Origin of the sequence: Mycobacterium sp. IS-1264 (genome assembly GCF_001954195.1) — a bacterium.
GTDB lineage: Bacteria > Actinomycetota > Actinomycetes > Mycobacteriales > Mycobacteriaceae > Mycobacterium.
In genome coordinates, this window is the sequence record NZ_MBES01000032.1 from 46,124 (window position 1) to 59,797 (window position 13,674).

11 protein-coding genes and 1 riboswitch are annotated in these 13,674 nt (G+C 66.2%); of the genes, 3 read left to right on the forward strand and 8 right to left on the reverse strand.

The window, feature by feature from the left end:
* Positions 1-14: 14 nt before the first annotated feature.
* Positions 15-680 (reverse strand): NAD(P)-binding domain-containing protein, encoded by a 666-nt coding sequence (locus tag A5744_RS06205; RefSeq protein WP_240562980.1) that lies wholly within the window; start codon positions 678-680, stop codon positions 15-17.
* Positions 681-697: 17 nt separating this feature from the next.
* On the opposite strand from A5744_RS06205, the gene A5744_RS06210 reads away from it, so the two are divergent.
* Complete coding sequence (locus A5744_RS06210; RefSeq protein WP_076059318.1) at positions 698-1,207, forward strand: DoxX family protein; 510 nt, start codon at positions 698-700, stop codon at positions 1,205-1,207.
* A gap of 4 nt (positions 1,208-1,211) precedes the next feature.
* On the opposite strand, the gene A5744_RS06215 is transcribed toward A5744_RS06210, so the two are convergent.
* Together A5744_RS06215 and A5744_RS06220 are read right to left on the reverse strand one after the other, a co-directional pair.
* Complete coding sequence (locus A5744_RS06215) at positions 1,212-2,594, reverse strand: FAD-dependent oxidoreductase (protein WP_076059320.1); 1,383 nt, start codon at positions 2,592-2,594, stop codon at positions 1,212-1,214.
* 131 nt (positions 2,595-2,725) lie between these two features.
* Complete coding sequence (locus A5744_RS06220) at positions 2,726-3,970, reverse strand: GGDEF domain-containing protein (RefSeq protein WP_083679213.1); 1,245 nt, start codon at positions 3,968-3,970, stop codon at positions 2,726-2,728.
* Between A5744_RS06220 and prpD the strand changes: the two genes are divergently transcribed.
* Complete coding sequence (gene prpD, locus A5744_RS06225; protein ID WP_139331255.1) at positions 3,911-5,401, forward strand: 2-methylcitrate dehydratase PrpD; 1,491 nt, start codon at positions 3,911-3,913, stop codon at positions 5,399-5,401. The genes A5744_RS06220 and prpD overlap by 60 nt on opposite strands.
* 110 nt (positions 5,402-5,511) lie before the next feature.
* Here prpD and A5744_RS06230 read toward each other — a convergent pair whose 3' ends face one another.
* Positions 5,512-5,739, reverse strand: a complete 228-nt coding sequence (locus A5744_RS06230; protein ID WP_076059325.1) for a hypothetical protein — start codon at positions 5,737-5,739, stop codon at positions 5,512-5,514.
* Between the two features lie 122 nt (positions 5,740-5,861).
* Between A5744_RS06230 and A5744_RS06235 the strand changes: the two genes are divergently transcribed.
* The gene (locus tag A5744_RS06235) at positions 5,862-7,601 is read left to right on the forward strand and encodes a DUF3556 domain-containing protein (protein WP_076059327.1); all 1,740 of its coding nucleotides are present in this window, start codon (positions 5,862-5,864) and stop codon (positions 7,599-7,601) included.
* Here the strand turns inward: A5744_RS06235 and metE are convergent.
* The 4 genes from metE to A5744_RS06260 all read right to left on the reverse strand — a co-directional run bounded on the left by metE (position 7,598) and on the right by A5744_RS06260 (position 13,612).
* Positions 7,598-9,880: a 5-methyltetrahydropteroyltriglutamate--homocysteine S-methyltransferase gene (gene metE, locus A5744_RS06240; protein WP_240562981.1), complete on the reverse strand. Its 2,283-nt coding sequence runs from the start codon at positions 9,878-9,880 to the stop codon at positions 7,598-7,600. The genes A5744_RS06235 and metE overlap by 4 nt on opposite strands.
* 90 nt (positions 9,881-9,970) lie before the next feature.
* Positions 9,971-10,171, reverse strand: a riboswitch (cobalamin riboswitch).
* Positions 10,172-10,175: 4 nt separating this feature from the next.
* A complete protein-coding gene (locus tag A5744_RS06245) occupies positions 10,176-10,817 on the reverse strand; it encodes an SDR family oxidoreductase (protein ID WP_076059330.1) in 642 nt (213 codons plus the stop codon).
* A 548-nt stretch (positions 10,818-11,365) separates the two neighbouring features.
* Positions 11,366-12,208, reverse strand: coding sequence for an SDR family oxidoreductase (locus A5744_RS06255; protein WP_076059334.1), 843 nt, complete (start codon positions 12,206-12,208; stop codon positions 11,366-11,368).
* Positions 12,209-12,304: 96 nt separating this feature from the next.
* Entirely contained in the window at positions 12,305-13,612 is a 1,308-nt protein-coding gene (locus tag A5744_RS06260; protein ID WP_076059336.1) for a TetR/AcrR family transcriptional regulator, read from the reverse strand.
* Between the last annotated feature and the right edge of the window lie 62 nt (positions 13,613-13,674).

Here is a 13,674-nt window from a genome sequence, read left to right on the forward strand (position 1 = left end):
CCTCGACGAGTATGTCAGGACCCTCCGCGCAACAGTCCGAAGCCGAAGTTCGTGCCGAACCCGCGACGCAGCGCCAGGTGGATCCAGAGCAGCCCGTAGGGCTCGAGCAGCCGTGCCAACGTCAGGTCGCCGACATCGACGGTCTCGAAGCCGAGCTCGGCGACCAGCCCGGCGGTCACCGACCTGGCCTCGTCGTCGTCGCCGCAGACGAACATCACCGGTTGGCCCGGCAGTTGCGGTGCGTCCATCATCGGGAAACCGATCTGGTTCATCGCCTTGCAGACCCGGGCGCCGGGCGCCCACTTCGCGACCTCTTCCCCGCCCGAGGTGGAGTGCCCGACTTCTAGTGCCGTGACGTCGGGGGTCAGCGGGTTGGTGCAATCGATGAGGACTTTGCCGGTGAGGTCGCCGCAGCCCTGCACCGCCGACTGCGTGGTCTGCCACGGCGTGCACAGCACGACGACTTCGGCGGCGGCCGCGGCGGATTCGTTCGTCTCGACGCCGCCGAGCGCGGCGTATTTCGGGTCGTCGGTGTTGCGGACACCGAATGTGACCTGGTGGCCGCGGTTGCGCCAGGCGGTGCCCAACGTGGTGCCGACATTGCCGGCGCCGATGATCGCGATCTTGATGTCGGACTCCTTTCCGTCCAGGAACGCTACTCGCGAACGCGACTGACCCATGATCTAGGTTTGCAGCTATGAATGTGTATGACGTCGGGTTACTGATCCTGCGGCTGGTGCTGGGACTGACACTCGCCGCGCATGGCTTCAACAAGTTCTTCGGCGGCGGCCGGATACCGGGCACCGCGCGATGGTTCGAGAGCATCGGCATGAAGCCCGGTAAGTTCCACGCCACCGTGGCCGCCACCACGGAGGTCTCCGCCGGACTCGGGCTGGCCGCCGGGCTGCTTACCCCGATCCCCGCCGCGGGCTTCGTGTCGCTGATGCTGGTCGCGGCGTGGACTGTGCATCGCCCCAACGGCTTCTTCATCGTCAAGGAGGGCTGGGAGTACAACCTGGTGCTGGCGGTCAGCGCCGTGGTGGTGGCGACGCTGGGCGCCGGGCGGCTCAGCCTGGATTGGCTGATCTTCGGAAAGAACTGGCTCGACGGCTGGCAAGGCCTGGTGCTGTCGGTAGCGCTCGGTCTCGGCGGGGCCATCGGCCAGTTGCTGATCTTCTACCGGCCGCCTGCAAAGCAAGCCGGGTAAGTCGTCACGCCGGCGTTGGCGAGGCAACCGCCTCGGTATCGAGTGCCATCACCTCGGCCGCCGCGCGTTCGCCGGAGCGGATCGCGCCGTCGATCCAGCCGCACATGATCGCGGAGCTCTCCGTCCCGGCCCAGTGGACGCGGCCGCATGGCTCGCGCAGGGTGTATCCGAACTCGGTGAGCACGCCCGGCGGGGCGTGGCCGATCATCCCGCCGCCGGAGTAGCGCTCGGTGGTCCAGTTCTGCTCGTGGAATTCCAGCGGCGCTTTGGCCTTGCTGCCGAACCGGTCGACGAGTTCGCCGATGACGATTGCTTTTCGTTCGGCCTCGTCGAGTTTTGTCAGCCGGCGCGCCGCGGGGCCTTCGGTGATGACGCACATGATCCCGGGGTTACCAGTGTCCGTGCACGCATCGATGGTCAGGGAGGCCGGGGTTCCCGGTGCGGCCGACTGGCCGGACAGCCCATCGGCGCGCCAGAACGGCTCGTCGTAGATCGCCGAGATCTTGATGACCGCGCCGCTGGGCATCCGCTGATGCAGCAGCGCCCGATCCACCGGGAGCATCGGCTCGTAGACGATCGAGCTGGCGACCGCCAACGGTATCGCCACGATGGCCCGCCGAGCCCGCACCGTCAAACCGTCCGCGCTCACGGTCACGCCCTCGTCGTCTTGGCTGATCTGCCGGACCGGCTGCGAAAGGTGCAGCGCGTCGCCCAGTGCGGCCACCATCGGGCGGTGCAGGGCGCCCATCCCACCCACGGGCCGGGCTTCCTGGGCGCCGCCCTTGACTGAAATGACGAACGTCGCACCCCCGCCGGAGGACCCCATCTGCGTCAGCGCCCACAGCAGCGACGTCTCCGACCCCGCCGAGGTGTAGGTGCCGGCCAGCACCATGTCCAGCATCTCGCGGGCTTGCTTGGACATGGTGTTGTTCGCGATCCATTCACCAACGGTGATGCGGTCCCACTCGGCGGCGTGCTTTGCCTCCCACGGCGCTTCGAGCGGGATCGATTTGCACATCTTGTCGAACGAGAGCAAACCGATGCCAAGGTTGGTGACGGCCCAGGGGCTCATCGTCCACGGGATGGTGCCGCCATAGCGGTGCTTCTTGCCGCCGACGATCATCATCGATTCACCGTCGAGGTGTTGTTTGTATTCCGGCACACCGAATTCGCTCATCATCGCGTAGATCCGGTCCTGGCCAGGCCCGATCCAGGCGCCGCCGCGGTCGATCCACACGCCGTCGTCACGAGTGACGGTGAACGTGCGACCGCCGACCCGGTCGCGCGCCTCCAGCAGGGCCACCGAGCGGCCCGCCTGCTTCAGCCGGAACGCGGCCGTCAAACCGGCGAAACCCGCTCCGACCACGCAAAAATCGACATCGGCCACGACTGGCTCCTCACCTAGCCCCGCCCCAGCAGCAAACTACACCGATAGCGGCGCGCGACGTGGCGTGTTTACCCGGATTTCTCGGGTTGCTCGACGGTTTGACTTCCGGACCGGTTGCGGGCCGCGGCCGCTCACAGGTGATGGGCCCGATTGCCACCGCATCGTTTGGCCGTGTACATCGCGCTGTCGGCGACGTCGATGAGTTTTTCAATGAGTCCGAGTGCGTCGAATGTGCCCATCGGGGGTAGTTCGGCGGTCGCCGTACCGATGCTGGCCGTCAGTCCCAGGGGAAGCTCGGCGATGGCGGCACGCAATCGCGCCGAGATTGGCTCGGCGTCCGGCGACGGGCTAGTGGCGGCGATGAGGAACTCTTCCCCGCCCGCGCGGCAAACCAATGCCGTCGGCGACACTTGCTGCCGCAACACGCCGGCGACGGCGATCAGCGCGCGGTCACCCGCGGCGTGACCGAAGGTGTCATTAATGCGTTTGAACGCGTCGAGGTCGATCATGACCATGGTCAGATGGGTCGTGTCAGCGTGTGGATTGGTCAGTCTGCGGGTGAGCGCGGCGATGAACCCTCTACGGTTGAACAGGCCGGTCAGCGCGTCTTCGTCGGCGCGTACTGCGTATGTCCCCATTGCGCGCGACATCCCGCGCATCGCCAGGGGGACCGACAAGTTGAGCATTGAGATCACCCAAAACGCGGCGATTCCCGTTCCGGTGTCGCTCTCGCGAGCCAGGTGCACGGCAGCCACGACAGAGACTGTGACCGCCAAGCCGACGTTGAACACCAGAAGTCTATTGCTGTGAAACAGCGCGACATATCCGCTATTAATCGCCAGAGCGCTGCAGCCCACTGCCGCCAGGGCGGCGGTTGGCTGGGTCAGGCTCCACCCGGCGATGCATGTCGCGGCGACAACCCCGAAGATTTCCGATTGGATCCGGGTCGGCCAGCGCGTCAACCAGAAGACACTTACCGCAACGACGAACCCTGCCGCGGTCGCATTGATGAGCACGACCCCGGCGGTGCGGTGATGCGTGCTGAGCAGTGAGGTCACCGGGACAAGCGCCGATATCAGGGAGATGACGGCCAGGGTCCACTGCGTCGCGCGAAGCAGCCCGCGGTCGCGCAAGATATCCGTGATCCAGTCGAACTGATCAGCCCGAGCCAGCCACGACGCGAATCGGGACACGCTTCGCACCTCCCTTCGGAGATAGCTCAGCATCAAACTCCGGTCGGGGGAGCAATTGTGACAAATCGGCAAACGTCCAGTTCGAATATTGACCCGCAACCGGCTTTGCATAGGGTGCGGCTCATGTTGGTGCATACCGTTCGGACGCGGCGTAGCTCCGATGACTTTCCGCGCGCCGAACATCTGGCCGCCAAGATCGCCGAGGTCGCCGCCGATCCGGTTGCCGTCGAGCCGGATACCGCGGAGATGGTGGCGAATCGGATCATCGACAACGCCGCCGTCAGCGCCGCGGCCGTGCTGCGCCGTCCGGTCGCCGTGGCCCGCATGCAGGCGCTGGCGCATCCCGCGCGGCCGGGGGCTGCGGTCTTCGGCGTCGGGGGCGGTTATTCGGCCGAATGGGCGGCGTGGGCCAACGGCGTCGCCGTGCGCGAGCTCGACTTCCACGACACGTTTCTGGCCGCGGAATACTCTCATCCCGGCGACAACATCCCGCCACTCGTCGCGGTGGCGCAGCAGCTCGGCGTGCCCGGTGCCGACCTGATGCGCGGCGTGGCGACCGCATACGAAATCCAGATCGGCCTGTCGCGCGGAATCTGCTTGCACGAGCACAAGATTGACCATGTCGCGCATCTCGGACCCTCGGTGGCCGCCGGTCTGGGAACCATGCTTCGGCTGGACACCGAGACCATTTACCACGCGATCGGACAAGCGCTGCACCTGACAACGAGCACCCGCCAATCCCGCAAGGGCCTGATCTCCAGCTGGAAGGCGTTCGCGCCGGCGCACGCCGGAAAGATCGCCATCGAGGCGGTCGACCGGGCGATGCGCGGCGAGCGCTCACCGGCGCCGATTTGGGAGGGCGAGGACGGCGTGATCGCCTGGCTGCTGGGTGGACCCGAGCGCGAGTATCACGTGCCGCTGCCCGCTCCCGGCGAGCCGAAGCGGGCCATCCTGGACAGCTACACCAAGGAGCATTCGGCGGAGTACCAGAGTCAGGCGCCGATCGACATGGCACGGCGGCTGCGCCAGCGCCTAGGCGATCTCGACGAGGTCGCCTCGATCGTGCTGCACACCAGCCACCACACCCACGTGGTGATCGGGACGGGATCTGGGGATCCGCAAAAGTTCGATCCCGACGCGTCACGGGAAACGCTCGACCACTCGCTGCCCTATATCTTTGCCGTCGCACTGCAGGACGGCGCCTGGCATCACGAACGCTCCTACGCGCCGGAGCGTGCCCACCGGCGCGACACCGTCGAGCTGTGGCGCAAGATCTCCACCGTCGAAGACCAAGAATGGACCCGCCGGTACCACTCGACGGATCCGGCCTTCGGCGCCCGGGCGGAGGTGACCCTCAAGAGCGGCGAGGTGATCTGTGACGAGCTGGCCGTCGCCGACGCACATCCATTGGGGGCGCGGCCTTTTCGGCGCCCGCAGTATGTGCAGAAGTTCTCCGACCTCGCCGACGGCATCGTCGACCCCGCCGAGCAGCGCCGGTTTCTGTCCGCGGTGGAATCGCTGGCCGAGCTCGAGGCCGTGGATGCGCTGAACGTGGTGATCGACCCGCGGGTACTGCAGACGGCGCCGGTCATCCCGCCGGGGATCTTCGGCTGAGTTCGATTGTGCTGCCTTGGCTTTGAGTGTGAATCGTGGGTGAATCCGCCCGGCGTGTCGCCGCCGTGGGCTCACACTCGAAGCCGTTTGCGCACACTCGAGCGGTCGGGCTAAGGCGTGGAGGGTCCGCCGTACTGCCACACCAGCGTGTGGTCGCCGGTCATCGTCGGGTTGCACCACATCATCCGGGCATTGACGTCTTTGGTGGTTGCGTGCAATACCCTGCACGTATCTCCGGGTGCCGGTGGGTCGGCGCGAGCGGTACCGCCCGCCGCGGCGAATGCGACCGGTGCCACGGCAGCGATCAGCGCCGCGATGCCGTATCGAAATTTGCTCATGATGGATGTCTCCCCAGGACATGCCGACCCGACCTCACCGTATCCGGCGAAAGAGCCGCAGGCAAAGGATTCTTGCCCCTACCCAAGCCATGCGCCTAGAACGCGTTCTAATCTGTCAAACCATGGGATTTCTCAAGCCTGATCTGCCGCAGATCGACATGGCCGAGTGGAGCAAGGGCACCCGCAGCGAGAAGATCCGCCCGATGGCCAAGCACTGGGCCGAGGTGGGCTTCGGCACACCCGTCGCGCTGCACCTGTTCTACGTCGTCAAAATCCTTCTCTACATCCTTTTCGCGTGGTTGTTTGCCTCGGCCACCAACGGAATCGGCGGGTTCACCAACGTCGCGTCGTGGTGGTCGGAACCGATCGTGTTCGAGAAGGTCGTGCTCTACACGATGCTCTTCGAGGTGATCGGGCTGGGCTGCGGCTTCGGTCCGCTGAACAACCGGTTCTTCCCACCCCTGGGCTCGATCCTGTACTGGATGCGGTTCGGCACCATCCGGTTGCCACCGTGGCCCGATCGCGTGCCGGGGACCAGCGGCACCAAGCGCACCCCGTTCGATGTCGCGCTGTACGCGCTGCTGTTGCTGGTGACGCTGCGGGCGCTCTTCTCGGACGGTACCGGGCCGGTGCCCGAGCTCGGCACGACGATCGGGCTGCTCCCGACGTGGGAAATCGTGACGATCCTGCTCCTCGTCGGCGTGCTGGGGCTACGCGACAAGGTGATCTTTCTCGCCGCTCGCGGCGAGGTGTACGTGACCTTGACGGTGACGTTCTTATTCGGGGGCGTCGACATGATCGTCGCCGCGAAGCTGGTGTTTCTGGTGATCTGGATGGGCGCGGCGACGTCGAAGCTCAACAAGCACTTCCCGTTCGTGATCTCCACGATGATGTCCAACAACCCGCTGATGCGGCCCCGATGGCTGAAACGGCGCTTCTTCGAGAAGTTCCCGGACGACCTGCGGCCCGGGCTGCTGTCGCGGCTGCTCGCTCACCTGAGCACCGCCATCGAGATGTTGGTCCCGCTGCCGCTGTTCTTCTGCCACGGCGGCTGGCCGACCACGATCGCGGCCATCGTCATGGTGTGCTTCCACCTGGGAATCCTGGTGTCCATCCCCATGGGGGTGCCGCTGGAGTGGAACGTCTTCATGATCTTCGGGGTGTTGTCGTTGTTCGTCGCGCATGCCCGCTTGGGCTTGGGCGATCTGAAACACCCTGTGCCGGTAGCGATCCTGTTCGTCGTCATCGCGGGAATCGTCGCGCTGGGCAACATGTTCCCGCGCAAGATCTCGTTCCTGCCGGGCATGCGCTATTACGCCGGAAACTGGGACACCACGCTGTGGTGCATCAAGCCTTCGGCCAACGACAAGATCAGCCGGGGCATCGTGGCGATCGCCAGCATGCCGCAGGCGCAGCTGGAGCGGTTCTACGGCAGCCCGGAAGCCGCGCAGATCCCGATCTACATGGGCTATGCGTTCCGCGGATTCAACACGCATGGCCGCGCGCTGTTCACGTTGGCGCACCGCGCGATGGCCGGCCAGAACGAGGACGACTATGTCATCACCGATGGCGAGCGCATCTGCAGCACCGCCATCGGCTGGAACTTCGGCGACGGCCACATGCACAACGAACAACTGATCACCGCGATGCAGGAGCGCTGTCACTTCGAGCCGGGCGAGGTGCGCGTGGTCCTGCTCGACGCGCAGCCGATCCACAAGCAGACCCAGGAATATCGCCTAGTCGACGCCGCCACAGGCGAATTCGAGCGCGGCATCGTCCGGGTCGCCGACATGGTGACCCGGCAACCGTGGGCCGACGACGTCCCGGTCCAGGTGCTGTCCGGGACTGCCGCGTCAACCTAGGCCGACGCCCGGACTTCCCGCGCGGCGGCGACCATGTTCCGCAGCGACGCGGTGACCTCGTCGACGTTGCGGGTCTTCAGCCCGCAGTCGGGATTGACCCAAAGCCGTTGCGCCGGAACGGCGCGCAGCGCCGCACGCAACGACTCGGCCATTTCGCGTTCGCTCGGCACCCGCGGCGAGTGGATGTCATAGACGCCCGGACCTACGCTGTTGGCGAAGCCGGCGGCGTTCAGGTCGTCCAGTACCTCCATGTGTGAGCGCGCCGCCTCGATGGACGTGACGTCGGCGTCGAGGTCGGCGATGGCGCCGATGACGTCGCCGAACTCCGAGTAGCACAGGTGCGTGTGGATCTGCGTCGAGTCGGCTACCCCGGACGTGGCCAACCGGAAAGCGCCTACGGCCCAACGCAAGTACTCGTCCTGCTCGGCGCGACGCAACGGCAGTAGCTCGCGCAACGCCGGCTCGTCGACCTGGATGACCGCGATACCGGCGTCCTGCAGATCCACGGTCTCGTCCCGAATCGCCAGGGCCACTTGGTTGGCGGTATCGGCCAGCGGCTGGTCGTCGCGGACGAACGACCACGCCAGGATCGTGACAGGCCCCGTCAACATCCCCTTCACCGGCTTGTCGGTCAGCGACTGCGCATACGTGATCCACTCGACCGTCATCGGATGGGTGCGCACCACGTCGCCGTAAAGGATCGGCGGGCGCACGCAGCGGCTGCCGTAGGACTGCACCCAGCCGTTCTGGGTGGCGAAGAAGCCCTCGAGCTGCTCGGCGAAGTACTGCACCATGTCGTTGCGCTCCGGCTCACCGTGCACCAGCACGTCCAGGCCGAGTTGCTCCTGCAGCGCGATGACGTCGGCGATCTCCTTGCGCATCTTGCCGACGTACTCGGCCTCGTCGATCTCACCGGCCCGAAAGGCCGCGCGTGCCTTGCGGATTGCCGACGTCTGCGGGTACGAGCCGATCGTCGTGGTCGGCAGCGGGGGCAGCTGTAGCCGCGCCTCCTGGCTCGCGCGGCGGGCGGCCGCGTCACCGCGATGGGTGCCCGACGCGACGATCGAGTCGATCCGGGCCCGGACTTGTCCGTTGTGCAGCCGCGGGTCGCCGCGACGGGAGGCCACGGCGGCGTTGGACGCCGCGATCTCGTCGGCGACGGTGTCGCGTCCGTCGTGCAGCGCCCGCGCCAGCGTCACCACCTCGGCGACCTTCTCCCGCCCGAAGGCCAGCCAGCCGCGCAGGGCGTCGTCGAGCTCGGTTTCCGGCTCCAGCGAGTACGGCACGTGCATCGTCGAGCACGACGTCGATACCGCGACGTTGGCCGCCGAGCCGAGCAGGGTCGCCAGTTTGCCCAGCGCCGCCTCCAGGTCGGTGCGCCAGACATTGCGTCCGTCGACGATGCCCGCCACCAGGGTCTTGCCGACCAATTCCGGGATGCCGGCCGCGGCCGTCTCGGTGCCGGCGACCAGGTCGACGCCGATCGCCTCAATGGGTGTGCGGGCGAGTCCCGCCAGGGACGCGCCCGGGTCGCCGAAGTAGGTCGCGACGTGGATCGCGGGGCGGTTGCTCGCCGAGCCCAGCGCGTTGTAGACGGCCTCGGCCAGCGCGGGCGCGTCGGGGGAGATGTCGGTTACCAGCGCCGGCTCGTCGAACTGCACCCACTGCGCGCCGTTGTCGGCGAGCAGCGACAGCAGCTCGGAGTAGATCGGGACCAGCTCCCGCAGCCGCCCGATCGGTGCATCCCCGCCGTTGACGCCCTTGCTCAACAGCAGGAAGGTCACCGGTCCGATGACGACCGGACGCGCCGGAATGCCTTGTCCGAGCGCCTCTTTCAGCTCGGAAAGGACCTTGTCCGGGTTCAGCGCGAACCGGGTTGCGGGCTCGATCTCGGGAACCAGGTAGTGGTAGTTGGTGTCGAACCACTTGGTCATCTCCAGCGGCGCGACCTCGTCATTGCCGCGCGCGGCGGCGAAGTATCGGTCGAGCTCGTCGGGCACATTCGCGGCCCTGGCCGGTAGGGCGCCGAGCATGACGGCCGTGTCGAGCATCTGGTCGTAGTACGAGAAGGTGTTCACCGGCACCGAATCCAGGCCGGCGGCCGCCAGGCTTGCCCACATGTCGTGGCGCAATGTGGCGGCGACGGACTCCAATTCCGATCGGCTGGTGCGTCCGGCCCAGTAGCCTTCGGTCGCGCGCTTGAGTTCGCGTTTCGGGCCGATGCGCGGCGAGCCGGTAACCGTGGCGGTGAATGGTTGACTACTTACGAAGTGAGTCACGATGTCGTCCTTCATTCGACGGTTTGGCACACCAACCGCAACGGCCGGGGCCAAACGCCCATTCCAGGAGGCGATGAGCCCGCCGGACGCGGCGCGCCCGGCACAGTCGGCAGGTTTTCGGACTCGCAGGCGCCCATAGTCGTAGTGCTCCTACTGGCCGTCGCTTCCCGGTCTCTTTGAAATCAGTGCGTTGCGACGGCGGTCGTTCCTGCATACCGCTACGGGACTGTCCCGGACTTTCACCGGGTTCCCGCTCGCGACGCGTGTCTAACCTGCCTCGCTCGATGCCGGCGCGTCAGTCGGCCAGCGCCTTCGCGATGGGCACTTCGCCATTGTTGAATCCGATGGTGCGGCGGATGGTGGAGTCGTCTGCCAGCGCGGCCGCGACGACAAGCGCGACGTCGGCTCGCGACACCTCACCATTGCCCTTGCCGATCGCGATCCGGCCGGTGGCGGGTTCGAGGGTGAGCCGGCCCGGTCCCAGCACCGTCCAGTCCAGCGCGCTGGAGCGCAGATGGGCATCGGCGGCGGCCTTGGCCTCGGCGTACGGAAAGAACGGATTATCGTGCGATACACCATGATCCGAACCGGCACCGAAGTACGACACCATCACGAACCGCGGCACGCCCGCCTGCCCGGCCGCATCGATAACCCGGATCGCGGCGTCGCGGTCGACGGCATAGGTGCGCGCCGGATTGCCACCACCGGCTCCGGCGGAGAAGACGACCGCGTCGTGCCCGCTCAGCAGTTCGGCGAGCGCGGGGGTATCCAGCTGCTCGATATCGGCCACCACCGGCTGGGCGCCGGTGGCCGCGACGTCGTCGGAGTGCTCGGGATTGCGGAAGACCGAGGTCACCTCGTCGCCGCGCTCGGAGAGGATGTGGGCCAGCTGCAGCGCGACCTTGCCGTGGCCGCCGATGATGACGATGCGTGCCATGCCCCGACGGTACTGCCGTGTCGTGGGTCAGGGTGAGAAAGCTGGTCCGCGATGTTGGGATCGGTAGCAACGCAGGCGGTGCAAATTTTGAGTCAGCAAAAATGCGGTAACACCCCCTGCCGCCCGCCGGGGAGGCCGCGCTGAACAAGGAGAAACGCGACATGAACAGCACCCGCAGCCTACGACGAGGAATCACAGGGCTAGCGACGGCGACGTTGCTGTTTGCCGGTGGCGGGCTGGGCGCAGGCATCGCCCAGGCGCAAGGACCCGGCCCACATCACTGGTGCCCAGGGGATTCCATCTACTACCCGACGGGGCCAGGCCCACATTACGGCTGGGACTGGAATGTCTGCCACACCTATTACTGGGTCAACGGGAAGGGCAATGTTCCCTATGACGGCAAGCTGCCCAGCGATCTTTACGACGGAACGAATCCCCCACCGACGGCGGACAACCCCACGTGCCGCGTCATTGGGTGTGCCCCCTAACGAGGCGCCGGCACCCTAGGGGATGGTGGGCCGGCCGCACTGACCCACCACCTGCCGCCGTCAGAGTTTTACCCGCCCCATGATCAGGTCGATGATCGGCTTTCCGGGCGGGTAGGCGCCAGTGAGCGACGCCATCGTGTGCCCGTAGTCCACCAGCAGCGTGATCCCGCTGATGCCGAACGCGGCGGCGCTGTTGAGGAAGCACATGACATCGCCCATTTGCTCCGGCGTGTGCACCTTGGAGCCGGTCTCGTCGCGGTAGTCCTGCGCGAAGGTGAGCCAGAGGTCGGCGTTGGCCTGGGCCAGCGGGGTGTCGGTGGGACCCGGGCAGATCGCGTTGATGCGGATGCCCTTCTTCAGCAGCGGGTAGCCCTGGGTGGCCACATAGGCGTTGACGACCTTCTTGGAAAAGCCGTAGTGGATGATGCCTTCCGATTCGTGCGCTTTCACCCACTCCTGTGCCGTCGCGAAGTCCGGCGTGGCCAGGAACTCGTTCAGCAAGTCCAAGTCGTTCTCCCAGCCCATGCCGGCGACCGAGGAGATGAAGCAGATTGCCGCACCCGAGGGAAGCTGGTTCTTCTCGAGCAGGCGTTCGAGCAGGTAGCGGTGGCCGAGGAAGTTGATTGCCATCAGGTCCGTGGTTCCCTCGGCGATGCCGGCGGCCGAGAACACGGCGTGGACCGGGCCGTCCAGCTGCTCGAGCGCGGCGTCAATCGACGCGGGATCGCGCAGGTCAACCTGGATGGACTTGGCGACGTCGTAGTTCACCGGCGCGTAGTCCATCACGATGACCTCGGCGCCGAGCTCGCCCGCCGACTTGGCCGCCGCGGCGCCCATGCCTGTCGCGCCACCGACAACGAGCGCGCGCTTGCCGTCGTAGCGCAGCCGATCGACAATGGTCATGGAAATCCCCTTCTCCGTAACTGCCAACCCGGTTCTAACTGCTCAACTGTATGGGTAACAGTTATTTGGCTCAATACCGGGTCCGGATTGGCGGCCTTACTTGCCGCGCACGGCAACACCACGCAGGAAGGTGTCGCGGGCGTGCACCAGCGCCGCCCGACGGCCGACGGCGCGAAGGATGTTCTCCGGTATCCACTGCAGGCCGATGACGCACCGCGCCAGCATCGCGGTGGAGCCGGCGTCGATGCGGATCTCACCCGACCGGATTCCTTCGGAGAGCAGTGATTTCATCTGGCGAAGCCGCGTTGCGTACAGCCAACCGGGGTTGGGAGTGTTCGGCGGGGATTGCCGCATCCAGGCAAGCTGAATCCGGAACTCGTCGGAAAACCGGTCCAGCGCATTGACGTTGACCCAGCTGAGCGCGTCCAGCTTTTCGACGGGGGTGGCATCCGAACGCAGCACGCTGACCCATCCCGCCTCAACCTTCCTGCCGAATGACTCCATGATCGACGCGAGGAGCTCGTCCTTGGATCCGATCACGCGATACACGGTCCCGGTACCCATGCCCGCGGCCGAGGCGATGTCCCGGATGGTGGTGACTTCGTATCCCTTGCGGCCGAACTCCGTTCGTGCCACGGCCCGGATGTGGGCCGCCTTGTCGCTGGGATCGGCCTCGCTGTCGTCGGCCCACGTCTCGATCACGTCACTGGCGGCCTTGAAAGCGTTGGACCGGTCCAACGCCGAATCGGTATATGGCCGGGCCGCCAACCCTTGCAAGATGATTCGGCACAGCAGCTCGGCCACCTGGTCGGCGGGAGCGGTGTGGCGCATGACGTCGAGCCCGACCTGCAGCATGGTCTGGCAGATGCGGTCGGCCAGCGTGGGAAGATCGATGTCTTGTTTGATGTAGCCGCTCCACCGGCCGGCGCGCAGCGTCTGCAGCATCGCCTGCTGAATCGCGGTGGGCTGCTGCTGGGTTAGCTTCATCAGCTCGGGATCCGCGCTCGGCCCCTCGTAGAACGACATCTGCAGGGCCGCCCCGTGTTGCACGGCGCAATTGGCGATCGCGGATCCCAACTGGATGATCTGCTCCGCGACCGGCTTCGAGTCGGGTTCGTCAAGTCTCGCCTGGGCCGCCAGCCCGATGCGGTTCAAATCGTCCTGATACCGGCGTATCAACTCGACGAGGATCGCCTCTTTGGACTCGAAATGGTGATAGAGGCTGCCGGGGAGAATGCCTGCCGCGTCGGCGATTTCCTGCAACGACGTCCGCAGTCCCGAGGAGGCGATCAGCGACGCAGCGGTCTGCAGGATCTCGGTGCGTCGCGTTCCGGAATCGTCCGTGCCGCCGTGGTCCAAACGATCCACCGGTCGCCTGGCAGCCAATGATTCGGCCTTGGCCATTCGTCCTCCCGCCGAACCAAATCTTTGTTAAAGGCTATCAGACTTCCTCGAATGAATTCGCT

What these genes read in the sequence shown, in the direction of transcription:
- A5744_RS06235 (WP_076059327.1), top strand. Translation starts at nt 5,862, where the DNA reads ATGGGATTTCTCAAGCCTGATCTGCCGCAGATCGACATGGCCGAGTGG.
- A5744_RS06205 (WP_240562980.1), bottom strand. Translation starts at nt 680, where the DNA reads ATGGGTCAGTCGCGTTCGCGAGTAGCGTTCCTGGACGGAAAGGAGTCC.
- A5744_RS06210 (WP_076059318.1), top strand. Translation starts at nt 698, where the DNA reads ATGAATGTGTATGACGTCGGGTTACTGATCCTGCGGCTGGTGCTGGGA.
- A5744_RS06230 (WP_076059325.1), bottom strand. Translation starts at nt 5,739, where the DNA reads ATGAGCAAATTTCGATACGGCATCGCGGCGCTGATCGCTGCCGTGGCA.
- A5744_RS06245 (WP_076059330.1), bottom strand. Translation starts at nt 10,817, where the DNA reads ATGGCACGCATCGTCATCATCGGCGGCCACGGCAAGGTCGCGCTGCAG.
- A5744_RS06255 (WP_076059334.1), bottom strand. Translation starts at nt 12,208, where the DNA reads ATGACCATTGTCGATCGGCTGCGCTACGACGGCAAGCGCGCGCTCGTT.
- prpD (WP_139331255.1), top strand. Translation starts at nt 3,911, where the DNA reads ATGTTGGTGCATACCGTTCGGACGCGGCGTAGCTCCGATGACTTTCCG.
- A5744_RS06260 (WP_076059336.1), bottom strand. Translation starts at nt 13,612, where the DNA reads ATGGCCAAGGCCGAATCATTGGCTGCCAGGCGACCGGTGGATCGTTTG.
- A5744_RS06220 (WP_083679213.1), bottom strand. Translation starts at nt 3,970, where the DNA reads ATGTTCGGCGCGCGGAAAGTCATCGGAGCTACGCCGCGTCCGAACGGT.